The organism is Heyndrickxia sp. FW510-T9 (genome assembly GCF_058781025.1).
Map to the genome: position 1 here is coordinate 20,496 of NZ_JBYSWK010000027.1, position 23,693 is coordinate 44,188.

Consider the following 23,693-nt stretch of genomic DNA (forward strand, 5'->3'; position numbering starts at 1 on the left):
TTATTCCTCCCTATTAGATAAATCAATAATTTCATTTATATCCATCACGTGAGCAATGGACGATAATTTTTCTAAAGACTGAATAAAAGAATCCAATTCATTAGATTTCATCTGTTTAAAGCAATGTTGCAAAATGTTTTTTCTAACATCTAAAACCTGCTTCAATTTTTCCTTACCTGCATTGGTCAACTTGATTATAACAACCCGACGATCAACTTTATCCCGCGTGCGGCTTACAAAGCCGTGGTTTTCCAATCGATCGAGCATAACCGTAATCGCACTCGGAGCAACCTCCATTTTATCCGCCAGTTTTGACACAGTATGTTGATCTTCTTTTTGAATGAGATGCAACATAAATACCTGACTTGGCGTTAAACCTAATTGAGCTCGGCTTATTAATTGTGGACCTAAGTTTTGCATCAATACAATAAAAGCTTTATCAAATCGCTCGGTCAATGAATCGAGATTCTCGTTCAAAACTAACTCTCCTTAATTTTATATATTACTTAATTTAGGGATTTAACATTTAATGTATTTAACGTATTTAATGTTTAAACTATATAAGCATTTTTTTTCATTGTCAACGAAAAATTTCTCCATAGTATAATGAAATTTGCTAGGTTATTGGATTTAATGTTTTTATACCAAATGAATGTTTTTACCGGTAGATTATGCCCTTCTTATAATAGATTCACGGATTAAATTCTACCTTCTTATTTCATTCATGTTTGGCTATATTATTTCCTTCTAGCCGTGATGCTACACTTATTGAAGTAACTACTTTAATGCCTTTTATAGGTAAAAAACGGATAAACCGATGGATGTTTGCATGTCGTTAATGGAGAATATAGTAAATGTATTTTTCGCGCTTTTGCATTTCGAATAGTAGATATAGGAACAAAAAACGGCAAAAAAGAACCATCCGTGTTGATCAAAACGTAAAGGTGGTTCTTTTAGTTAAACTCATTTAACCTGAACATACAGTCTCAGTGGCAATAGTTTCAGTTTTAGACAAGGGGGTATAACTCCTGTTTGCACATTAATAGCTTACTTTTACCTGAGAAAATTCAAAAATAAAAATGACAGAGGTTTTTAAAAATCTAATATAGCAAATGCGCTTTACTAGTCATCACTTAAGCTGGGACCTGGAAACCTTCCTCCATCTAAAGAAAATGAAATTACAAGGTACATCCTCTTGTTCATATTTAATTAAGACTTATTCCCTCAGCATCACACCTCAATTCAAAAAAATACCTAATACTCTCATGTTCAGTTTCAATAGACTCATTGAGTTTTTGTAATGTTCTCTTACCTACTCTCCTATCTATTAAGGAAAGGACTTTTATAATAATATTAGTAGAATTTAAGGACATTTCTATCGGGGAACTAAGGTATTCTTCCATTGCATCAAAAAAATCATACTGAGCCAAAATCCCCTCGGTTTTAATCATTTCATGAGCTTGTATTCCAATTTCTAAGTTTTGCTCATAATTATTGATATCGTATTCAATATTTTGCTCTGCTCTAATATCCCATTTCTTTCTATACATTTCTCTTTAAGCCTTGATTGTACACATACATAATATTTCTTTCTTATCGACAGTAATAACTGCCCTACCCGATTGATCATGGGCTTTTCGGTAATTAATAATATGAAAATCAATCCGGTTTTTTAATGAATCACACGTAAAACTCTTTAATTGCTTTTTTACTTTACTCCATTTCGGACTATACATTCTGTAACTCCTTTAACTCATAAATTCCAACCATAATCTATTCATCAATATGATCCTTAAAATTGATCAATGAAAAAAGGAACATCTTATTTGATAGAAAATTATTTTTAATTCAAACTAACTTTTTTACAAATAATACTCTATCCTGATTGGGACCATCATAATCAGAATTGACGGAAATACCATCAATTAATTTATCTCCATTTTCAATTTCAAACCCCATCTTGGTATGATAAGCAATCGAGACTTTGTTGACAGGAGCCGTTACACAACGAACAGTTTTCCGGCCATTTTCTTTAACTACTTTAAAGAATTCGTTATATAATCTTTTTCCGATGCTATGCTTTCTATTTTCGGGATCAACTCCTACAAAGTGTATATATGCCTCATTAGAATGAGATTGAGAGAGGAAACCTATTAAGAATCCTACAATTTCTCCTTCTATTTCAGCAATGAAACTTGTATTGGTAAAATGATCAAAGAATAATTTGGGTAACTTATCAGACATTTGTCTTCCTCCCCACCAATCATTAATTAGGGGAGATATTGCATAGTAGTCCGATCCTTTTACCGAACGAAATCTCATATTAATCCCTTTATTCATATTCTCTTAATTTTCTTGCACCTTAACCATAATGGGCTCCATATCTATATATTTCAGGTACCCTTTAAATTGAGGGTAGATCATTAAATATTTGGTATCACCTATTCCGGTATGAAATATAGCCATGTCATCCCCCACCATAAAAATATTTTCCGTTAAATTATTTCCTTTATCATCGATAACTCTAAAGTATAAATTATCCATTCCAATATTTGTTTTATAATATAATCGTAAATTCGATTTACCAATTTCCATTGATTTCAGCGTAAAGGAATGGGTTTTGTCTTGAGATGTACTATTTTCGAATGTTAGTGTTTTTAACGGAAGCTGCTTAACCGGTATTTCAAAATGCCAATTACCGTTTATACCCCCGATATTCTTGAAAGTAAGCGGAAGGGTAAAATCTTTCGGGAGATTTTTTTTATATGGATTTTGTTCAAGCTCGAATGCAGACATGTAATAATCGTCAACCTTTCGAAGAACCCCATCTCCCTTCATAATGTTATGTCCTTGTCTATCATATTGAACACACTCGTAATCTGAATAATCCATCAATTCTACCCCGCGCTCACCTAATGGTACATAATGGTCCAAGGGTTTTCCTTTAGCTTTAAATGTAACTCCTATATAAATTCCATCATAATAAACACTCGTTAATGTAATAGTAATACCTTTGTCTGAAGCCGTTTGATTTATTTCTGTTACTAAATTTTTCGCTGCTAATTCTTTTCCCATTTTTATATAAAGGGATTGATAAATTGATTCATACATTGATCCTATTACTGGAACACACGCCAAAACTTTTGCCATTGGAGAAAATAAAAAGCCTGAAACCAATAGAAGAGAAGCTGCTATGGAAATAATGGAGACTGCTAACTTTGATTTCTTTTTATTCTTTTTCTTCCGTCTTCCTTTTTCGATACCTTTATCGATTGCTGAAAATAATTCATCCACAGGTACTTCAATATTTTCCGTTTCTACATTAAACCATGTTTTGTTCATAATAGTTCTCTCCCCCCAATATCTTTTTCAATTCAATCTTGGCACGTCTGAGGTAGGATTTTACTGTTCCTTCAGGTTTATTCATCATTGTTGCGATCATATGTATAGGTAAAGCATGATAATAGAATAAAATGATGGCTGTTCTATCATTTTCGTTTAACCTATTTAGTGCATCTGCAAGGTCGATGTTCTGATGAATTTCGATGACTTTATGGTCCTGCAAATTGGCTAAAGACTCATAATCAATCGTTGTTAGCTTCTTGTTCCTCTCCAGTATCCGATAAGCGGTTCGAATCAATATTCTAATAATCCAGGTACTAAAATATTCCGGGTTTTTCAATTTGCCAATAGATTCATATGCTTTACAAACTGTATCTTGGACAACGTCTAAAGCATCTTCTTTATTCCCTACATATAAAAATGCAGTTCTATACAGTTTACTGCTCTCTTGTTTTAGTAATAGTTCAAATGCTTGCTCATCACCTTTTATGGCTTTTTTAACAACATTTATATTTTCCATACTATCGATAACTCCTTTCATATTATTAGAGCAGTATTAATCAAAAAAAGTTTAAAACTAAATTAGCAAAGTAAAATTTAGATCCTAAATACAAAAAAAAACGACTTCGACTTTTTCAACCTATGGCCCTTTTGTAGAAATTTGGTCATTTGAAAATCATTCAAATTATTATAGCAAGCATAATACTCTTAATCTTAAAACTATGGTTTTTAACAATTAATCATCTAGAAGATATAAGTGGGTAACAGCTGTCATTCATGGGTAATAACTCTATAAAGATTGGTATAGTAATTGGGGGTAATCAGTATGAAAATAAAATTTGTTCTATTTCCTTTGAAATATTCTGTCTTTTTTGATGTTAATAAATAATTCAATGTTATACTTTTTATAGTAACTACTTTGATGCGGGCGGTATGTTCCCCTTCCTTTTATAGGTAAGGAGGTGATGTACCTATGGATGTTTTCAAGTCGTTAATAGAGAATACCATAAATGTATTCTTTGCAGCGCTTGCTACCGCTTTTGCACAGCGAATAGTGAGCAGAAAAACGACAAAGAAAAACCACCCGCGTCGTCGCAAACGTAAGGGTGGTTCTTCTAGTAATTAACTTACCTGAACATACCGTCCTACTGACAGTAGTTACAAGTTTGTACCAAGGAGTTGTCGCTCCTTGGTTTATTTTATGTTTATACATTTATAGTATACCCTGACTTTAGATAATTCAAATATAATATAGCGGAAGTTTTTAAAAATCTACTATTGTGGTTTTGTCTTACTTGTTACGAACTTAAATTTGGCCACGAACCTTTCCCTCCAACTAAGGAGGATGGAAACACAAGAACCGTCCCCATGTTCTTTAATCTCTTTTCATATTCATCTGGTTCTTCCTCTTTATCTCTTCAACGTCCGTATCGCTATAAATCGCTGTCCCATGGCCACCTGTTGTCCTGGCCAGCCATTCTTTTACTTCGTTATAAGACATTCCTGACTCTGCATTTTTACTTTTTACTTCATCAATATTTGTTCCGGCGACTGTAAATGCATCATTATTACTTTTATCCATAATAGATCCTCCTCGTATTGTTTGGAATTATCTTTTCACTTAGAGAATCTCTTATACATTACTTTTTATTATTCTTACTATTTTATGGTAATTTTCGTTATTCTTGAACTGCTGATACATAATGTATATATTTCAAGATTAATATATTCGAAAATTATTCGTCCTCCAAGAGGCCTGACTGATTAACCCAATCTAGATTTGACTCTTTACTATTAATCGCATAATTGTCACTTCGCATGTTTCCCGTTGAAATTGGGTATTTCGGTTAGCGCTTGAAACGATCCATACGCTAATAAGGAGGCATATCTCATTCGGAAGGAAAAACGGAGTCGATACCTAAGTGGTTTTTACTCAAGCATCTTCTCTAATAAAGGAATGATCTGATCACCTTGTGTTAAATTCAGCTTAATCCAATCCAGTTCCTTTGAAACAAGACTCCGAATCTGTTCTACCGCCTTTCTGTGGCGGCTTGGCGTAATATTTTCAAAGATCTGTTCAAGTTCCGCTACTAAAGATGACGGAAGTGATTGCTCAATTGTCTTCAATCCTAATTGTGCTCGATCAGGCACATACCTTTGCAAAAGCACTCTTGCTAAATGATGCATAACATTCGTCAGCATTCTCACCGCCCAAACATCATTTCCTCTTGCTGCAGTTTTTTGATATTGGAACAAAAACCAAGCTACATCATCCACGTCATCGCTATATTCTGATTCAGAGAGTGTTAATCCTTGAGTATCAATGAATTCATCTAACATATGACTAGGGTCGTACAACACTTTAAAATAATCCTTCTCAACAAAGGATTCCTTTGTCACGGTGAACAAATCAATGTGAAGCATATCATCGAATACTGCAATAATTTGTGGAGCCACAATAAAAATATCATCGTAAAAAATAATTTCTCGATAAGACTGTAAATGGTTTATGCGCCTTGTTAAAAAATCCTCTTCATTCTCCTGATGAACAAGACAATAGAGGTCAATATCGGAGTGTTCATCGTATTCATTTCGTCCCATTGAGCCTTTTAGGAAAATCGCCTGAACCGCTTTATCTTGCTTTAAACTTTCCACTATTTTTTCTACAGCTATTTCTTGTCGCAACATAATTGAATCTCCTTTAACATTTCCTTTTTAAAATAATTCGGTATGCCTGGTCATATTCCTTTTTCCTCCATGAAAGAAGTTCCCTAAGCGGACATGAAATCCGTTATTTTTATTAAATAGGGCTAATTTAAGGGCTAAGCGGACACTGATTCCGTTATGAACGTAAAAACATAAAGAAATTACTATTTTTTCATTAAATAAGGGATTCTCTGTCCGCAAACATCACAAAATACCCTATTTTTTCACAGATAACGGATCTGATGTCCGTTGAGTATGTAGCTTGGTTTGATATTAACTGTTTTTTAAAATAAAAATGCAAATCCACCATGACATCGCTTAAAGTCCATTAGCGTGTTTTCATTGATTAATAGTTTGTTCAAGTTCAGCCCCTCCTTCATTCAAATGGTCCTTTCCATTTATAAGCAGAAAAGGACACCCTATTTTATAAAAATTTTTTTAAAGAAGGATGATTCAACCAGCTGTTGAATAAATATTAATGGGCATTCAACCAGCTGTTGATAGAATGTGAAGGGTGAAAATGATACCATCAAATTAAGCAGTGCGCACTGTACACTTTACCTTAGGAGGGCTATAAAAATGCTCGATACACGTAAAATAGGCGTATATATTTCCAAGCTTCGTAAAGACAAAGATTTGACGCAATTGGAATTAGCGGATCAATTAAATGTTAGTCATCAGGCTGTATCCAAATGGGAACGTGGGGAATCCATGCCAGATATTGGGACATTGCCGATGATTGCACATATTTTCGAGGTAACGGTTGACGAAATCATGAATGCTGGCGAGACAGTAGATCGTTGGAAATACCGACACATTGGGAAAATGGTTGATGATCTCAATGAAAGTAAACCAGAAAATGTAGCGGAAATGGTCAATTCCGGAGAAGTTAGTGTAGAGGAAATAGTGGATGTAGCACCAATGGTCAAAGCCAGTGCTTTGGATAAGGTAACCGAAAATATAGATTCAAGTGCATTTAATTTAGATGTGATTATGAGACTAGCACCATTTATAGGATCAGAAGCATTGGAAGAATTAATCCAACAAATGTCGTTAGAAGATATAGACTGGGAAATGGTTAAAGGGCTTGCTCCTTTCATCAGTAAAGATACATTAGCGAAATTAGTGGATAAAACCATTGATGATTCTTTATCTATTCCTGATTTAGTTGGGTTGGTTCCTTTTCTTGATAGAGACTATGTAGACAAACTCTTGGAAGGGGCTATAGATGGGACTATCAACTGGAGTTATGTGGAAGCACTTGCCCCATTTATTAGTAGAGAACGGTTAAATGATTTGGTGAATCATGTTTCTGATGAGAATCTAGATATAGATCGAATTATGGGTCTTGCTCCTTTTTTAGGGAGGGAAGGTATCGAAAGATTAATCGGCAAAGTCGGATCTGAAAATATGAACTCGGATATTTTAACAGGTCTTGCTCCATTTTTGGGTAGGGAGACATTGATTGGATTAGTAAAAAATTTGATGAATAAGGAAAAGTAGTTTGGATGCTTCGAAAACCCGTCTTGCTGGTAGCTTGGCGGTTTTTTGATTCTTGGCTAGGGATTTTACAAAAGATTATTATTGTTAAACAAGAATACATTCAAAATATCTTTAATAATATTATTATGCTAATAAAATTATGTGCAATTCAGGAGGTGTTTCAAATGACGAACGATACCCAGATTAATTCGAATAACTCTGATCTTCGTCCATCAAAAAGTAAATCGAATGCATCCACGCCGGAGACTGGCTATGTAATCTCCAAAGACGGCACTCGAATCGGCTTTCGCCAACTTGGTGATGGTCCAGGTCTAGTGGTGGTACACGGTTCAAACGTGTCGTCGCAAAACTTTATACAACTTGCAAATGAATTGGCTGATATTTTCACAGTCTATGTTCTTGATCGCCGTGGTCGTGGCCTAAGCGGACCATTCGGCAAAGACTACAGCATCCAGAGAGAAGTTGAAGATCTCGAGGCACTTCTAAACGAAACAGGCGCACGCAAAGTCTTTGGGGTCAGTGCAGGTGGACTAATCTCACTTCAAGCAGCACTTAGCCTACCGGTTATTGAAAAAATCGCACTTTATGAACCAGCACTCTTGATAAGTGGCTCAGAACGAACGGCATGGTTGGCACGTTTTGACCAGGAGATGGCTCAAGGTAAGGTGGCAGCAGCACTCATTACTTGTATGAAAGGATTGGAATTGGGGCCTCCTATTTTCAACATCATGCCACGCTGGCTGCTTGAGTCACTTACTAACATGGCTATGACTAGTGAAGATAAAAAAGCAAAAGAAGGCGATATTACGATGAGGATGCTCGCTCCTACATTGCATTATGAAGGGGTGATACTCGAAGAGATGACTGGCACCTTGGATCGCTTTAGATCTGTGAATGCCGAGGTACTATTGCTAGGCGGGAGCAAAGGACTATCTTGGTTAAAACCCTCCCTTAATGCTTTAGAGAGCGCATTACCGCATGTTAGACGTATTGAATTTTCAGGACTTGACCATGGAGCTGCTTGTGATGTCAGCAATACTAATAAAGGAGGCAAGCCGGAATTAATAGCCCAAGAACTTCGTCTTTTTTTTGCCTAGTAAACAGATGCCTACTCGTAGTTATATATTTGCGGGAAACTCACTTTCAGTTGGTTGTAGGAAACAGTAAGTAGGACCCGTTGTTTGTCCCACAATAAAAGTGCCTATGCATGAGGCGCTTTTTTATTTATATTTACCTTACAATACCGTTTGTCTTCTATAATATATACGAATTTTTCCATACTGTTTTCTTCTAACCAAGCATATAAAATAATAGAATTCCAAAACAATAATTCGTCCATACTAAATGAATGGGGTGATAATGTTTGAAAAGAAAAATACATAAGCTTCTAATTATTTTGTTCGTCTTTATGCTAGCGTTTATTCCTAATCTTCATGTCAAAGCCCCTCCCGCCAATGTTCATGCAATGGAAGAAAAAGGAGGACTTTCTACTCAGTTAAATCATCTTATAAATAGAGAACCAAGCCTTAATGGTGCCATTGCAGGAATAAGTATTCGGTCAGCATCAACAGGTCAAGTCATATATGATCATCTTGGAAATGTCCGATTACGGCCTGCATCCAATATGAAACTACTTACAGCGGCTGCGGCTCTCTCTTCTTTGGGAGAGAATTATCGGTTCAGTACGGAGGTCTTCATAAACGGGAGAAAAAAGGGAAATACTTTGCAGGGAAATCTTTTCTTAAAAGGAAAAGGAGACCCGACCCTATTGAAAAAGGATTTTGAGAAAATAGCGAATGATATTCGAAAAAAGGGAATAAAGGTGATCAAAGGAGATCTCATAGGTGATGACACATGGTTTGATAATGTACGGTTATCCACCGATCTCATGTGGAGCGATGAAACCAGTTATTACGGAACGCAGGTTTCAGCACTAACTGTCTCACCCGACAAGGATTATGATGCTGGAACTGTGATAGTGGAAGTAAAGCCAGGGAGCAGAATCGGATCTTCTGCAACCATTCATGTCACTCCCCAAACAAATTATGTGAAAATTGTTAACCACGCTGTAACAGTTTCGCCGGATAGCCGGAAGGAAATTAAGCTGGAAAGAAAACATGGTTCCAATACCATTGTAATTACGGGAACGATTCCTTACAAAGCTCCGACTACAAAGGAATGGCTAGCTGTATGGGAACCTACTTCTTATGCATTAGATATATTTCGGCAAGCACTTACGAAAAATGGAATTAGAATAGAAGGAAAGACGAAAACAGGTGCAACGCCAGATAGCTCCCAATTATTGATCTCACATAAATCTATTCCATTAAAACAACTGCTCGTTCCTTTTATGAAATTGAGCAATAATGGTCATGCGGAAATTTTAGTAAAGGAAATGGGGAAAGTTGTAAAGGGTGAAGGCAGCTGGGACAAAGGACTTGATGTAGTAAAGGCACAATTGTCTAAGCTTGACGTACATCCAAATACACTTGTATTAAGAGACGGCTCTGGTATCTCTCATATCGACCTAGTACCCGCGGCCGAGATTTCAAAGCTATTATTCGAAATACAGAATCAGAAGTGGTTTAAATCTTATCTCCATTCCCTCCCAGTGGCTGGGGAAAAGGACAAAATGGTCGGAGGAACATTGCGTTATCGAATGAATTCGGCTCCTTTAAAAGGAAAAGTCTTTGCCAAAACAGGCTCCCTTTCAACTATTAGCTCTTTATCTGGATATGTAAAAACCAAAAGTGGAAAGCAGCTCATATTTTCCATTTTGTTAAATAATTTAACCGATGAATCAAAAGGAAAAAATATCGAGGATAAGATATGTGCTATATTAGCAAATCAATAGCGGACAGCATGAAGCTATCCGCTATTTCTTATGTTCATAAACCTATTTGGGTACCAGGCACCTGCCTCCATCGATTCAATCAAATCCCAACTGTATTTATTAATACAACCCGATATCCATCAGGATCCTCTATCGTAATTCCACCGCGGTCCCAATACGGATTTTCCGATGGAACTTGACGGTACCCCATGTCCATCAATCGTTTCGACGTTTCATTCCATTGAAAAGTGTCTGCAATATAAAAAACAAGCAATTGATCTTCAGGAGGTCGTGGAATAGCACTCCCATTTTCATGCTGTGTAAATTCCAAATGGTAAGTTCTATCAGGCAAGCCAAACATCACACCATCATACCCTTCATGCTTATGGAACTCGCCGACTTTCTCTAGACCTAATCCCTCACCGTAAAATTCAATAATCTTTTGCAATTGATTCGTCGGTCTAGCGATTCGGAATTGCACTACAGGAAGTGATGAGGACCATTCTTTTCGCACGGTTATTTCATATGGTAGAGTCGGATGTTCCAAATGTGCATCTTTTTTTCCACTTACTACTAGTTTAATAGGATGTAATTCTGCCGGACGATTCGTTGGAAACCAGTTCCGCCCTGTTTTTACTAATACGGATACCCCATCTTCCTTCCCGAAAAAGGAAAACAAATCATGTTCTGCTTCAAATTGATTGTCCACATTCGGAGAAAGAAAATCACGTAGCTCATACAGATTATGACTTGGCATTCCAACTTCTCCTACATCATGCCATTTCTTCGGCTCAGCGCCTTCATGTTGAAACGGCCGCTCCAAAATTTCTAGGATATTGCCATCCGGATCGAAAAAGTAGGCTTGTTTCCCCTCCCAATACATGCTGACTTCTCCTTCATTGTTTGAAAGGAGGATATTTTCCTGGTTTAAGTTGTTAAATATTTCATCAAAAAACTCTGATCCCAATCGGAAACAAATATGGTAGTATGGCTGAGTATCGCATTTTTCAAAATAAACTCTTGTAGTTCCGGCTAAAACAGCAAAACCATTATCAGTCTCGTAAACTAACTCCATTTGCAATAGTTTCGTATAAAACTCCTTCATTTCTTCTAAGTGAAAAGTATTTAACTGCACACGGTATATTTTCATGTTTTCTCCCTATTTTCCTTTTATTTTTTAAATATAAAACCTCAGAAAATACATAAATTTATAAATATTTAGTCAAGTTGCGTTTTAATCGCATCAATACTGTTTTACATAGCTTTTCTTAAAGATGGCATCCCAACATTTAGTTGGAATGCCTAATATAACTTATTGTTTTTTCTTTTTACTGTTTTCGCGATGTCCCCACAAACGACGGTTCTTCTTTACCATCTCCTGTTGAATTAATTTCCTGATTTCTAATTGCTCATATGACATTAGCATGTTAAAGCCTCCATTTAATTTTTTTTGATAATGATTAAATCTATTGTCAGTAGTTTAGTTAAGTTGGAAATGTTATTCGTTCTATAACTATATATTAAGCTTTACCCGAAAAATCCGAATCCACACATTGATTGAAATAATTTCAAACTTTAGTCGTAGAAAGGTACTACGGAGGTAGGAGATGAAACGGTAAAGAGGCTGATATGTGTAGGAAAATCCGCCTTGGATATGGAGTACATAGTGAGTAATCTTTGCAGGAATCTTGTTCTTCAACAGGGTAATGTAAGCATTCTTTAAAGCAATTTTGTCTTTGGTAGTCTCGGTCAAGGAGCAGCTCCTGCATATTTCAAAGCAAACTGATCCTTGAAACTCTTTATTTTCGTAGAAAAACTGTAGCAAGATGTTCTTTTGAAGCAGACAAAAGGATATTTTCATTAAGAACCACTACCAGTTCTATTTTGAAGTGGCATAAGGTAAACCTTCGGGAAAAACTACTATCTGTTGGTCTTTTGATCACGTCTAAAGGACAGTTCCTTTGAATAATCGATGTCTGTTGGTCTTTTGATTCCTTCTAAAGGACAGTTCCTTTGTATAATCAATGTCTGTTGGACTTTTGATCACGTCTAAAGGACAGTTCCTTCGAATAATCTATGTCTGTTGGACTTTTGATCATGTCTAAAGGACAGTTCCTTTGAATAATCGATGTCTGTTGGTCTTTTGATCACGTCTAAAGGACAGTTCCTTCGAAAAATCGATGTCTGTTGGGCTTTTGATCACGTCTAAAGGACAGTTCCTTCGAAAAACCGCCGTTTGTTGGTCTTTAGAGAACATTGCGAGTGTTCTTTCAAGCTATCTTGTCGATACCCCGATCAAGAACAGCTTGTGCATTTTTCACTTCTTTCTGTTTGGCAAAAAGGTGGTGGTAGGAAAATTGTGCTAAAATGAAGTAACAAATGAATTACTAAGGAGAAGCAAATGAAAACAGAAAAAGATAAAATGTTAAATGGTGAACTATATATTGCTGCAGACCCTGAATTAGTACACGAACGTATAAATGCTCGCAGATTAACAAGACTGTATAATCAGACATTGGAGACAGATAATGATACCCGCGAAAAGCTACTAAAAGAATTATTTGGTTCGACAGGAGAAAATAGTTTCATAGAGCCAACATTCCGATGTGATTACGGCTCCAACATCCATGTGGGTAAAAACTTTTATGCTAATTTTGACTGTGTAATTTTAGATGTTTGTGAGGTGCGGATTGGGGATAACTGTATGATGGCACCAGGTGTACATATTTACACGGCCACACATCCATTGGACCCGATTGAGCGCATTTCCGGAAAAGAATTTGGAAAACCGGTGACGATTGGAGACAATGTGTGGATAGGTGGCAGGGCAGTAATAAATCCTGGTGTAAAAATCGGTGATAATGTAGTCATTGCCTCTGGAGCGATAGTGACGAAGGATGTACCTGATAATGTGGTAGTCGGCGGGAATCCCGCAAAAATAATAAAGAAAATTGAGTTATAAGTATTTTTTCTGAGTGAATGGATGGTAAGGAGCTATTTGATTATTTTCCTTTTTTCGTACAGGACTTATCATTTAGCTCCACATCTATTATCTTTTTTACCCAAAATGCGAAGCCTTTTAATCAAACATCCCAGAACGAACTGCAAATAATGCCGCCTGTGTCCGGTCGGCCATACCAAGCTTTGATAAAATATTTGTTATATGCGTTTTCACTGTTTTTTCAGTAATGTAGAGGGAAGATGCAATTTCTTTGTTGCTTTTGCCATTTACGATTTCCCGTAACACCTCTAGCTCGCGCTTTGTTAATTCATCTATTGGCATGCGTTCCGTTTTCGACTTTGTTAAGTTATTTAACAAATGGGAGGTTGCTATTGGATGTAGCTGGTTTTCTCCCTTTATGATCGCCTGGATGGATCGGACCAATTCATCAGGTTCAATATCTTTTAGTTGATAACCTGACGCTCCCGCTTCCATAGCTGGAATAACATGATCTTGGTCAGAGAAGCTTGTCAAAATTAAAATTTTCATTTCTTCGTGCTTCTCTTTAATTGTTTTTGTTGCTTCAATTCCATTCATAATCGGCATATCAAGATCCATCAGGATAAGGTCAGGAAGTAACTCCGCTGCTTTTTCAACCGCTTCTTTTCCATTAATTGCTTCTCCGACTATTTCAATCCCATTTTGCGTTTTCAAAAAAAATACTAGTCCACGTCTGACTACATGATGATCATCGGCAATGAGAATGCGAATCCCCATCATAATCGCCTCCTAAATCGGTATCGTTATCTGAATTTGGGTACCCTTACCAGGTGAGCTTGTTAACTGAAATTCCCCATTTAAGCTTTCGGTACGAGACTTCATACTTTTTAAGCCGAGAGATGGTATATCATTTTGTTCCGTGTAATGAAATCCACAACCATAGTCACAAATCGTCATTCTCACTTTGTGATCACGGACAGATAAGTTAAGTTCTACCTCTGATACTTGCGAATGCTTTTTACAATTTGCCAGCGCCTCTTGTCCGATTCTCCAGAGAGCTTCCTCTACTTTTCCTGGGAGCCCAGCTACGCCACTTATTTTTGTTATCATATTTAAATTCAGCATTTGTCCATATGATTTTAGAGAGCTTACAATTCCATGCTCCAATCCAATCGGTCTTAGCTGCCAAATTAAAGCCCGCATCTCTCCTAAAGCTTCCTGTGCTAAATCCTGTAGGTAAGAGAATGTTTCCTTAATCCCTTCCTCTTCCGCTACTTCCATTCCTCCCCTTGCTGTTAGGCTTAGAGAAAAAAGTAATTGATTAACGGAATCATGGAGATCACGAGCCAATCGATTACGTTCTGCAATCAAAGCTGTTTCCTGCTCTTTTTGGCTTAGCCTAATTCGTTTCAAAGCGGTTCCAATTTGAAAGGCGACAGATTCTAATAATGCTAATTCATTTGCTTCAAAGCTTGTTTTGTTTGGTGAACCAACGTTAAGAATCCCGAATTTTTCATCCCCTGCCCGTAGAGGTACTGTTGCATGATGCGTTAAACCATTCGTTGCACCGCTTTTAATCTCCAATGCGTCTTCAATTCGCTTGCATTCTATAATATTTGTCGCTTTATGCAATCGCCCAATATTATAGCGATTAATACACCAGCATTCTCCGCTACACATTGGTCTGCACTCATTAAAAGACAGAGCGGGAGGCAAAGACTCCTTCGCAACAAGCCGATATCCTCCATCTCCGTCCACGAGGAACATCCAGCCAATTTCGAGCCCCGTGACGCTTAGCAATTTTTTTAACACTTCTGGCAGCATTTTATCTACCTCGGTACTTTCATTTAATAGTTCAGCAATTTCCTTAAGAATGAGTAGTTCCGAATTTTGGATGATTTTTAGCAAAATCTTCTCCCTCCAAAGTCTTTACGTTATCATAGCAGGCAGTGTAATAGATTTCATCGTTCATATGGCTAAATTACCATTACGACTAAAGTCGTAGAGTTTATATTTAGTACTCAAATGTGCAACCAATTTGAGGATTAACTTTAAAATTGGTGGGTTTAATGAAAAAACCGATGGATAATTGGCAGTATTCCCATCAATAAACAAATTAGCAATGTTCATAAGTTCACTCCCCTTCCGACTTGTTTTTACCCGGGAGTCACCAACTTATACAAGGTATAAACCTGTTATTTATACTATGTTTTTATTCATTCTTAACCGCCTTGATTATCATCGTTGTTGGAAATCTTTGTGCTTTATAGAGTGAATAATAACGATCTGAAACCTCTGCCTCTGCCGAAATTAGCTCAGCAGGTACATCACTCTCCACCACTGTATCGATTACGAAGCCAGCTTTTATTAATTCATTAATGTATGTACTCATCTTTCGTTTATGAATGACCATCGGTGCTTCTTCACCTTTGAATCTTTTATATGTAACGGTTCCTTCCTGCTGATAAGAGCTATCTAAGAAAATCTGGCCATTTTCACTTTTTACATGGACATATAATGGATGATCCCAGCTAAAAATAAAACTGCCACCTTTTTTTAAATAAGAATAAATCAATCGAAAAGTACCAGCTAAATCCGTAGTCCACCCGATTGCATAAATGGAATAGACACAGTCAAAATATCGCTTCGGTAAACCGATATCTTCTTCCATCGGCGCACAATACAAGCGGGCATTTACATCCTTAAGTGTTTCTTCTGCCGCACCTTTTTGTACTTCAGATAAATCCACTCCCCATAATTCACTAGCACCTTTATTTTCCATATAAAGTAAGGAATGTCCACTTCCATAGCCAATATCTAGTACTTTTTTATTTGCCATATCTCCAAACAATTGCAGTTCATCCTCTGTTTGGGCATAAGGACCATAGCTTGGCAAGGCGTCCTTCCCATTAAAGTGATGAGCTACAACGTTCCAGCTAAGCTTATTTCGATTCAAAATTTGATTAGTCATTTTCATTCCCCTCCATCGTCTTCTAATTCGATATGTGGAGGAAAAAACCTTTAATATTTTCCTTCATTAATCTAAACTTGATTTAATCAAACGTTTGATTAATAATGACTCGATCCTTATTAACCTTAGCCTTAGCCCTATTTCAAAGCATATAAAACATGTAAGGACAATCGGCTATTAGGATCAACTTTTGGGTGTAAAAATGTTTTGATTTTCACTAAACCAATCTTTTGCATGACACATTCAGATGGAGTATTAACCTGAGCTGTGAAACTATAAATATTGTCAAAATCAAATGCTGTTTTGGCATAATTTAAACACGCCTTTGCTCCTTCAGTTGCAAACCCATGTCCCCATGCATCTTTTTTTAAACGCCAGCCAATTTCCACACAAGGTGTGAAGTCTGCTTCGAAAGTAGCTTGATGAAAGCCAATAAAGCCGATGAACTCCCCAGTATCCTTTCGTTCCACCGCATATAAACCATATCCACATGTTTCAAACTCTTTCATAATTCTTTGATAGAACTGCTCTGTTTCTTCGTACGTGAGCATTTTTGGGAAAAATCTCATCACTTCTGGATCCGAATTCATTCTCTTAAACTCTGGCAGATCTTCTTCCTTAAAATCGCGAAAATAAAGCCTTTCCGATTCGAAATAAATCATGATTACCCCACCTTTTTCAATTTAACAATGATCTATCGTTTACTTACCATCATATATTAGATTTTAGTTCCTTTCCCTATATTTTTCTATTACTATATATAATTATGACAACTTGAGTATCCATACTTTTCAAAAAATAGATTAGGTAATTATTTTGGCATTGTTAGGAGGTTGTTAGGTGAAGCGTATTATGGTAATTGGTATTTCACCAGGCGTTGGAAAAACTACATTTGCTAGAAAACTAGGGGAGATTTTAAACAAAGAGGTATATCATTTAGATTACTACTATTGGAAACCGGGATGGGTGGAATCATCATTAGAAGAATTTCGCAATGCTCAGAAAGAAATCGTAAAAAACGATCAGTGGATTATTGAAGGAAACTACAGCAATTCCTTTGATATTCGTTCAGAATTTGCTGACACAATTATTTATCTGGAGCTCCCTTTAGCCGTTTGCCTATATCGAGTGTTAAAAAGATGGATTTCGAATATCGGACGAACACGCCCAGATTTGGGTGAAGGCTGCCCAGAGACAATGGAATGGAAGTTCCTCAAATTCATTTACACTACATAATATCCACGTAAAAGGAAAATGGTAGAACGATTTCGGACTTTCGGGTCTGATAAGACAATTATTGAGCTAAAAACTAAGAAAGAGATTAGGGAGTATCTTGAGAATATTGCATTGAATGCTTCATAGAGTTGATAGATCGGTTTTTGTGCCACATTTTAATTTTGACATTTGGAAACTACAACGATTTTATTAGAATTGTTCCTTTCGATGACTCCCGCTTACGAATTCGGGCACGATTCTTTCGATATCGTTCCCCTCGATGATTCCCACTTCCGGATTGGGGCACGATTCTTTCGGTATTGTTCCCTTCGGTGACTTCCGCTTACGGATTCGGGCACGATTCCTTTCTCATGCCCTGTTTCCCGTCGCTGACTTGAAATCAAACTTGATTCCCTTCTATAATTCTTTTCTCTCTAATCTCCTACTACCATCATTCCGATTTGATCCACACTCTTAAAGGTCCCAAAGTCTCCCAGCCAGTTTCTTTAGCTAAACGAAGGTCAGTATCATGCTCATATCCCACCATCGTCATCCCCGGATATTCATCCGAAACGATTCTAGGAATCTCTCTCCATAAATTCTCATTGTCTTGACCTACCGAAAATACATTGGATATCCCTACAACACCCGCATTCGCATTGGTGATGAATCCCGAAACTCCTTTGTCGTTCCATAACATAAAAATTTTCACATTTTCATATTCTAATAGATTCTGCTTTATCACATCAACCAAACCGCTTTGCGAATTCCATTGTTCTAAATCTTGTTCCGTTGTAATCACGCGCCATTTTGTTTGAGGTGGTTCTATACCTGAAACAGGCAGGTGACAAATCCATTCTGCATCAAATAATTTTGTAAAACCAAAAGACGACAAATCAAGATTTGCATAACTATCTTTCAAACTACTGATTTTCCCATTTTCAATAAAATACTTTAACTCTTCTAACATGGCTTCCTTATTCGCTGTTATAACTTCTGGATAAAACAGTGGAGCTTCCGTAAGTACCCCCCACAGATTTCCCCTCCAAACATAATCAATCCCATGGGTATCACAAACCACTCCGCACCACGCTATATTATTAAGTACCGCCTTGCCCACTTTCAATAATATCACTCCTGCCTGTCTTATTTTTTCCCCAATGAAAATCCTTCAAAAAGCCGACCTCCATATGGCTCCAATACCTTATCAGTTAAATTGATCACTCTGTCTTTTTCACCAGTTTGATAAAATGCATCAAAAGCATCCACAAAATCCTTCGCAAACTTTTCATCATACTGCTTTAAAGCACGGATAACCCATTTTGATGTGCCAATCCAATAGCCGTTTGTTCGTAAAACAAACTCATGAATGAAATTTGCCAATGTATTGACAACAAATAATTCCTCCGCTCGATTTTGACAACCGATAAAATCATCTAAGACATCTGTAATAAAATAACGCTTCGTTCGAATAATTTCTTCCGTCCAACTTTCCGGGCCGTTTTCCAGTATTGCCTTCGCTTCTTTTTTTATAGTCTCTAAAATTCCTACGTCCTTTAAAATCAGTCCTTCAGAAATCATTCGTTGCATTGAAGGTTTCGCACTTTTATAATCCATTTCAAAAAAATGCTTGTATGAGTCTAGATTATGAACAAAAACCTCAATTGGCCATCCAAACTCAATTAATGATTCTCTATAGGAAGAGTTTACATTTTTATCAAATACAACAACATCTAAATCAGAGGTATCGGTTTCCTGTCCTCTAACCACACTGCCCGCTAACACAGCCCCATCACAATTAGGGAAAAACTGTTCGATGAATTGTGTAGCTGCCTCCATTGGCTTTAACCTTTTAATCAAAGTCATTATTTTTCCACCTCATTTATTACCGAATAACTTTTTATTCTTTAAAAGATCTTATTTTCCCTTTTACTAAAATAAAAAAAAGAGCTGCTGACCCAATTGATCCTCAACTCCCTACTTTATTTTCAACATAAAGGTTTCTGATTTCCCGTTCCATTTAATGGTTGCCTTGCTATCATCATCTTCTCGAGTAACTGCACAACCATTACATGAATGTCCATCTGAATCTAATACTCCACCTTTAGTTAGATCATTCGTTCCACCCGTACCCCCAGAAGGAAATTCAATATTATATTTTATTCTTTTTGGAATAGGTGCTTTACCAATGTATCTAATTGTAAAATGAGTGGATTCACTTTCTTCTCCAAGTATATCGACCACATATTCCACATGCCAGTTCTTGCTTCCCCCAACAAAATGCAAGGTTTTCGTGTTTCCGCAAGCCATTAATACGAAAGCAGAAAAAAGGACGACCATGCATAACTTTTTCCTCATATACTCCCCCCTTACTTCATTATATTTTGCGAAGTTGTTTAAATTTCCTTTATCAAGGAAAAAAGCCACCTAAATGGTAGCTTACTCTTCCTCTAATCTCTCAGCCAAAAACTTTTCCCTGTGCTGCAAAAAGTATTTGGTTTTTTTATAATGATCCGTCATTTCATATTCAATCTTAGAGATATCACCATTATAGAAACTAAAAATATCTATGAAAATGCTGTCTTGCACCCCCTAGTAGGGAAAATAAATAAGAAAGTTGATTACCCAATTTAGGTGATCGACTTTCTTATTTATTGTTTTTTTTCAAACAATATTGTAAATATTGCATACGCAACAGCAGAACCCAAAGATAGGAATGTGATATCAGACCAATTAAACATACTATTGTCTATAAAACTCCATATAACCAAACCAATAAACATTAATATAGCATATAGCAAACATGTACGAAGTAAGTTCATAAAAAAGTACACTCCATTTAAATTAAACAGTAATAATTTTATTTTTTATTTAAATTGAGGTTGTATGCTAATATAGCTGTGTAATAATTTTCTCCAACTTTCACAGCAACTACAGTATTTTTATCCACATTTTTAATAGAGTATATTTTTGTTTCCGGTGTGATATTTATTTTCGAATTATATAACTTCACTTGCCCATTTTCTTTGACTGTTTTAACCACTTCTTTTATTCTTCCGACTGCATCTTGTATTTTTTCTACTGGTGTCATATTTCCTTCAATAGAATATACTCTATTTTCAAAAGCTAATTGCGCAATTATATCTGTATTTTTGCTAATACCAACTATTTTAGGTTCTTTTGTTTTTGCAGAGCATGAAACCAAAGTTATTAGTAAACATGCTAAGACTACAGTTTTAAATATCTTCAAATTATTAGATCTCCAATCACAAAATATTCTTCTAAACTATTATTCGCTACAAATAGAACGATTACCTTTATAAAATGTAAATTGACATAGTTGGTGAAAAAATAATTAGTTAGCTATGCAATAATTGAACTATCTAGACATAAATAACCTGCATCTACGATTAATTGATAATCAAAGATACAGGTTATATTTTTTCGATAATTAGTTCCCTTCATTTTTAACTATTGATCACAACTTTTTCCATTCAACCACTTGCAATTTCCTGTCCATATCTATTTCATACTTTTCTCCATTAGAGCCTATTGCTTCATATATTTTGTCATTTCCAAACTCTGTATTAAAATACAACATATTATAAAATGCCTTGTACAAGGAACTATGATTACTGTCTAATGTTTCTTTTGAATTTGGATAATCGACTCTTTTATACTTAAATGTATAGGAATCTAGCGTTGTTTCATCTTGTTTTAAAGCCTCATTCATATTATTTTTCATGATCACTTTATTTTGATGATGGGAGAAAAATGCAAAACCAATGATAAAAATAACAGCAATCCCCAACATAACATAACCTAATACGTTTTCTTTGCTACTCTTGTCTACTTTTTCCATATAGAACCCCCTAAGATACTTTTAATATACTAATCACGCAATATTTCCTTTCTAGTAATCTTATTCGTGTGTGCAAAAATTATGCTTTTAATCTTATTTTATTTGGGTCCGTACTGAACAAAAAAAAGAGTCGAAGCTTATTTTTTGCTCTTCGACTCTCTACATTATTTATCTTTTCTCCGTAAACATTCCTTCTAATGGTTCCCATGGATGTACTATATAGTCAAACTTTTCTTCTAACACTGCTGGGTCATTCTTTGCGACTTCTTCTGCTTCCTCCAAGCTGTCAACTTCGACAATCACTAATCCACCTGTATGATCCCGAAATGGTCCTGCTGAAACTAGCCTCTCCTTTAAGGTTTCTACTAAATAGCGCCGATGCGGAACTAATTTTTGCTCCCAAAAGGGTTTGCCTTCTAACCATGTTTTGCCGGTGGAATAAAGGATGATCGCTTTCATTGAAATACCCCTATGTTTTGTGAAATATTTCACAAAAATTATACCACATATTTCCAATGAATTGGTTTTTAAATTTTTTCTCTTCTAAAACATGAAACATTTCATGAGAGTCTCTTTTCTATGTTTGATAAGTAGTACTAGCCATTTGAATGAAAGTTTAAGTGAGAGTTTATAATAGAATAAATGTCAAACTATCATTTAAGACTCCACTATTAAAAATTTATATTCAATTTATCACACTAGCAAATCACCTATGCTTATTCTTTCCATCAACAAGAAAAGCAAGTAAAGCAGCATAGAGAATCGCTGAAGCTATATAGATACTGCTGTGTAACCAAATAGATGTCCGATTTGACCAAAAACCTCTTTAGCTAGTTTCCTATTCATATAAAAGTAATGAAATGTGGAATATAGCTAGCTTTCAATATAAAAGCGGACACAGGATCCCTTATTTTACATAAATAGCTCTACTTTTAGAGTTTAGAGGACACTGAATCCGTTATTGGCATAAAAACACTAAGAAAACACTACTTTTTTGCAACTTAACGGACCCTGTGTCCGCAAACATAAGGAATAAGCCCCTTTTGTCACACATAACGGATCTGGTGTCCGCCAAGTGCTGGTATTTCTGTACTATTCTCAATGCTGCACCTCAAAAACAGAAATTATTTTCTGCTGTCTTAATAATTCTTGTAGATCCTGCCTATTTCTATCCAAGTGAAGCCCTCTTATCCCAACAAGTTCGGATCCTTCAATATTTTCTATTTTATCATCAATGAAAATACATTCTTCTTTTGACACACCTGCTTGATCAAGAGCCAAACTGTATATATCGGATTCCGGTTTTGAGGCATTTGCGAAAGCTGATAGAATAATAAAATCAAAATATTTCCGAATGCCTAACCAATCAAATATCCAGTCCATACTTGGCAATGCATTCGAAATAACAGCTAACCGATATGTTTTACTCAATTCCTCCAAAACAGCTTTTACTTCTGGAAATAGCTCACAGTGGCCAGCATAATGAGCAAAATAAAGTAGTTCATTTGATAGTTTGATATCACCTAGTTCTTCTGCAATCATTCCATAATATTGTTTAAAGTATTGCTCTTCTTCATCCCAATTTGTAACAAAAGGGGTTTCTAACTGTTTTGCTTTCAAAATTGCCTTATCAATTTGTGGCTTTGGATATCCTCTTTCCACCAAAAGACGTCTGATTCTATCGTCGCCTTTTATAAAAGTTTCAAATAAAACTCCACCAGCATCTAAGAAGATTACTTTCATTGACATACTAATAAACCTCCTATTAAAGTGAGTTTAGAAACCTTAATTAATATCCCCTACATATACAAGAGTTTTTTTTCCATTAGAAAAATCCATCAATTGTTCTCTTAATTCCAATGGAAACAATTTATAATTTAACAATTCATCAACCTTTATCCACTCTACTCCTACTTGCCCTTTATCAGGGTTATATCCAACTTCTGAAATACTTTTTTGTTCCTTGAGTTTACAAGAAAACATAAATTCCGTTTGCTGAAACCCAGAATGTCTCGCGGGTAATTCATGATTAGCACCGATGTATTCCCTAACAAAAATTAACTCCCCAATCTCAACCTCCGCACCAATTTCTTCCTCGCATTCTCTGAGTAGAGCCTGATGAAGTGTTTCCCCATTCTCTTGACCACCTCCAGGCAAGGTGTAATATGTATTGTCATATTCACCAAATTTTACGGTTAGCACTTTACCATCATGGATAATAATTGCTTTTGCGGAATTTCTTATGTTCATCTCGTTTCTCCTCCAAAACAGGATTTATTCTACTATTTCTCTAATTAACCACTTTTTTCCTTTATAGCCA

General features: G+C 36.0%; 23 protein-coding genes and 3 pseudogenes. 5 read left to right on the forward strand and 21 right to left on the reverse strand.

The genetic code is table 11. The annotated features are described in order from the left end of the window. The 7 genes and pseudogenes from AC3WJF_RS14190 to AC3WJF_RS14220 all read right to left on the reverse strand — a co-directional run bounded on the left by AC3WJF_RS14190 (window position 1) and on the right by AC3WJF_RS14220 (window position 6,030). The gene (locus tag AC3WJF_RS14190) at window positions 1-477 is read right to left on the reverse strand and encodes a MarR family winged helix-turn-helix transcriptional regulator (RefSeq protein ID WP_492453253.1); all 477 of its coding nucleotides are present in this window, start codon (window positions 475-477) and stop codon (window positions 1-3) included. Between the two features lie 728 nt (window positions 478-1,205). Next, a pseudogene (locus AC3WJF_RS14195) lies at window positions 1,206-1,736 on the reverse strand (SF0329 family protein). A gap of 112 nt (window positions 1,737-1,848) precedes the next feature. Then, window positions 1,849-2,322 (reverse strand): GNAT family N-acetyltransferase, encoded by a 474-nt coding sequence (locus tag AC3WJF_RS14200; protein WP_492453255.1) that lies wholly within the window; start codon window positions 2,320-2,322, stop codon window positions 1,849-1,851. 24 nt (window positions 2,323-2,346) lie between these two features. Continuing rightward, window positions 2,347-3,342: a DUF4179 domain-containing protein gene (locus tag AC3WJF_RS14205; RefSeq protein WP_492453257.1), complete on the reverse strand. Its 996-nt coding sequence runs from the start codon at window positions 3,340-3,342 to the stop codon at window positions 2,347-2,349. Continuing rightward, the gene (locus AC3WJF_RS14210) at window positions 3,323-3,862 is read right to left on the reverse strand and encodes a sigma-70 family RNA polymerase sigma factor (protein WP_492453259.1); all 540 of its coding nucleotides are present in this window, start codon (window positions 3,860-3,862) and stop codon (window positions 3,323-3,325) included. Before AC3WJF_RS14210 ends, AC3WJF_RS14205 begins: the two co-directional genes overlap by 20 nt. A gap of 855 nt (window positions 3,863-4,717) precedes the next feature. After that, the gene (locus AC3WJF_RS14215; protein WP_492453261.1) at window positions 4,718-4,924 is read right to left on the reverse strand and encodes a gamma-type small acid-soluble spore protein; all 207 of its coding nucleotides are present in this window, start codon (window positions 4,922-4,924) and stop codon (window positions 4,718-4,720) included. A 347-nt stretch (window positions 4,925-5,271) separates the two neighbouring features. Continuing rightward, window positions 5,272-6,030 (reverse strand): nucleotidyltransferase domain-containing protein, encoded by a 759-nt coding sequence (locus AC3WJF_RS14220; RefSeq protein ID WP_492453263.1) that lies wholly within the window; start codon window positions 6,028-6,030, stop codon window positions 5,272-5,274. Window positions 6,031-6,627: 597 nt separating this feature from the next. Here AC3WJF_RS14220 and AC3WJF_RS14225 point away from each other — a divergent pair. The 3 genes from AC3WJF_RS14225 (at window position 6,628) to dacB (ending at window position 10,405) form a co-directional block, all read left to right on the forward strand. Beyond that, complete coding sequence (locus tag AC3WJF_RS14225; protein ID WP_492453265.1) at window positions 6,628-7,551, forward strand: helix-turn-helix domain-containing protein; 924 nt, start codon at window positions 6,628-6,630, stop codon at window positions 7,549-7,551. A gap of 5 nt (window positions 7,552-7,556) precedes the next feature. Next, window positions 7,557-8,648, forward strand: a complete 1,092-nt coding sequence (locus AC3WJF_RS14230; RefSeq protein WP_492453267.1) for an alpha/beta fold hydrolase — start codon at window positions 7,557-7,559, stop codon at window positions 8,646-8,648. A 266-nt stretch (window positions 8,649-8,914) separates the two neighbouring features. Further along, window positions 8,915-10,405: a D-alanyl-D-alanine carboxypeptidase/D-alanyl-D-alanine endopeptidase gene (gene dacB, locus AC3WJF_RS14235; protein WP_492453268.1), complete on the forward strand. Its 1,491-nt coding sequence runs from the start codon at window positions 8,915-8,917 to the stop codon at window positions 10,403-10,405. 79 nt (window positions 10,406-10,484) lie between these two features. Here dacB and AC3WJF_RS14240 read toward each other — a convergent pair whose 3' ends face one another. After that, entirely contained in the window at window positions 10,485-10,898 is a 414-nt protein-coding gene (locus AC3WJF_RS14240; RefSeq protein WP_492453324.1) for a VOC family protein, read from the reverse strand. Window positions 10,899-11,219: 321 nt separating this feature from the next. Next, window positions 11,220-11,534 (reverse strand): annotated as a pseudogene (locus tag AC3WJF_RS14245) (VOC family protein); the annotation flags it as partial. A 1,251-nt stretch (window positions 11,535-12,785) separates the two neighbouring features. Between AC3WJF_RS14245 and maa the strand changes: the two are divergent. Next, window positions 12,786-13,346 (forward strand): maltose O-acetyltransferase, encoded by a 561-nt coding sequence (maa, locus tag AC3WJF_RS14250; protein WP_492453270.1) that lies wholly within the window; start codon window positions 12,786-12,788, stop codon window positions 13,344-13,346. 117 nt (window positions 13,347-13,463) lie between these two features. Here maa and AC3WJF_RS14255 read toward each other — a convergent pair whose 3' ends face one another. From AC3WJF_RS14255 to AC3WJF_RS14270, 4 genes are all read right to left on the reverse strand, one after another. Further along, on the reverse strand, window positions 13,464-14,102 hold the full coding sequence (locus tag AC3WJF_RS14255) for a response regulator (protein WP_492453326.1): 639 nt from the start codon (window positions 14,100-14,102) through the stop codon (window positions 13,464-13,466). Window positions 14,103-14,114: 12 nt separating this feature from the next. After that, a complete protein-coding gene (locus tag AC3WJF_RS14260) occupies window positions 14,115-15,233 on the reverse strand; it encodes a GAF domain-containing sensor histidine kinase (protein ID WP_492453272.1) in 1,119 nt (372 codons plus the stop codon). Window positions 15,234-15,537: 304 nt separating this feature from the next. Then, a complete protein-coding gene (locus AC3WJF_RS14265; protein ID WP_492453274.1) occupies window positions 15,538-16,296 on the reverse strand; it encodes a class I SAM-dependent methyltransferase in 759 nt (252 codons plus the stop codon). 137 nt (window positions 16,297-16,433) lie between these two features. Next, window positions 16,434-16,958 carry a GNAT family N-acetyltransferase gene (locus tag AC3WJF_RS14270; RefSeq protein WP_492453275.1) on the reverse strand — a complete coding sequence of 175 codons (525 nt, stop codon included), beginning with the start codon at window positions 16,956-16,958 and terminating at the stop codon, window positions 16,434-16,436. A 178-nt stretch (window positions 16,959-17,136) separates the two neighbouring features. Between AC3WJF_RS14270 and AC3WJF_RS14275 the strand changes: the two are divergent. Beyond that, window positions 17,137-17,658: pseudogene (locus AC3WJF_RS14275) on the forward strand (P-loop NTPase family protein). 304 nt (window positions 17,659-17,962) lie between these two features. Here AC3WJF_RS14275 and AC3WJF_RS14280 read toward each other — a convergent pair. From AC3WJF_RS14280 to AC3WJF_RS14315, 8 genes are all read right to left on the reverse strand, one after another. Beyond that, window positions 17,963-18,637 carry a hypothetical protein gene (locus AC3WJF_RS14280; protein ID WP_492453277.1) on the reverse strand — a complete coding sequence of 225 codons (675 nt, stop codon included), beginning with the start codon at window positions 18,635-18,637 and terminating at the stop codon, window positions 17,963-17,965. Window positions 18,638-18,657: 20 nt separating this feature from the next. Further along, window positions 18,658-19,377, reverse strand: a complete 720-nt coding sequence (locus tag AC3WJF_RS14285) for a nucleotidyltransferase domain-containing protein (protein ID WP_492453279.1) — start codon at window positions 19,375-19,377, stop codon at window positions 18,658-18,660. 111 nt (window positions 19,378-19,488) lie between these two features. Then, complete coding sequence (locus AC3WJF_RS14290) at window positions 19,489-19,869, reverse strand: hypothetical protein (RefSeq protein ID WP_492453281.1); 381 nt, start codon at window positions 19,867-19,869, stop codon at window positions 19,489-19,491. A 502-nt stretch (window positions 19,870-20,371) separates the two neighbouring features. Further along, window positions 20,372-20,761, reverse strand: a complete 390-nt coding sequence (locus AC3WJF_RS14295) for a hypothetical protein (protein ID WP_492453283.1) — start codon at window positions 20,759-20,761, stop codon at window positions 20,372-20,374. A gap of 228 nt (window positions 20,762-20,989) precedes the next feature. After that, window positions 20,990-21,373, reverse strand: coding sequence for a hypothetical protein (locus AC3WJF_RS14300; RefSeq protein ID WP_492453285.1), 384 nt, complete (start codon window positions 21,371-21,373; stop codon window positions 20,990-20,992). A gap of 168 nt (window positions 21,374-21,541) precedes the next feature. Beyond that, a complete protein-coding gene (locus AC3WJF_RS14305; RefSeq protein ID WP_492453287.1) occupies window positions 21,542-21,832 on the reverse strand; it encodes a YciI family protein in 291 nt (96 codons plus the stop codon). A gap of 639 nt (window positions 21,833-22,471) precedes the next feature. Then, window positions 22,472-23,122: an HAD family hydrolase gene (locus AC3WJF_RS14310; RefSeq protein WP_492453289.1), complete on the reverse strand. Its 651-nt coding sequence runs from the start codon at window positions 23,120-23,122 to the stop codon at window positions 22,472-22,474. Window positions 23,123-23,158: 36 nt separating this feature from the next. Further along, complete coding sequence (locus tag AC3WJF_RS14315) at window positions 23,159-23,623, reverse strand: NUDIX domain-containing protein (RefSeq protein WP_492453291.1); 465 nt, start codon at window positions 23,621-23,623, stop codon at window positions 23,159-23,161. Window positions 23,624-23,693: the final 70 nt, after the last annotated feature.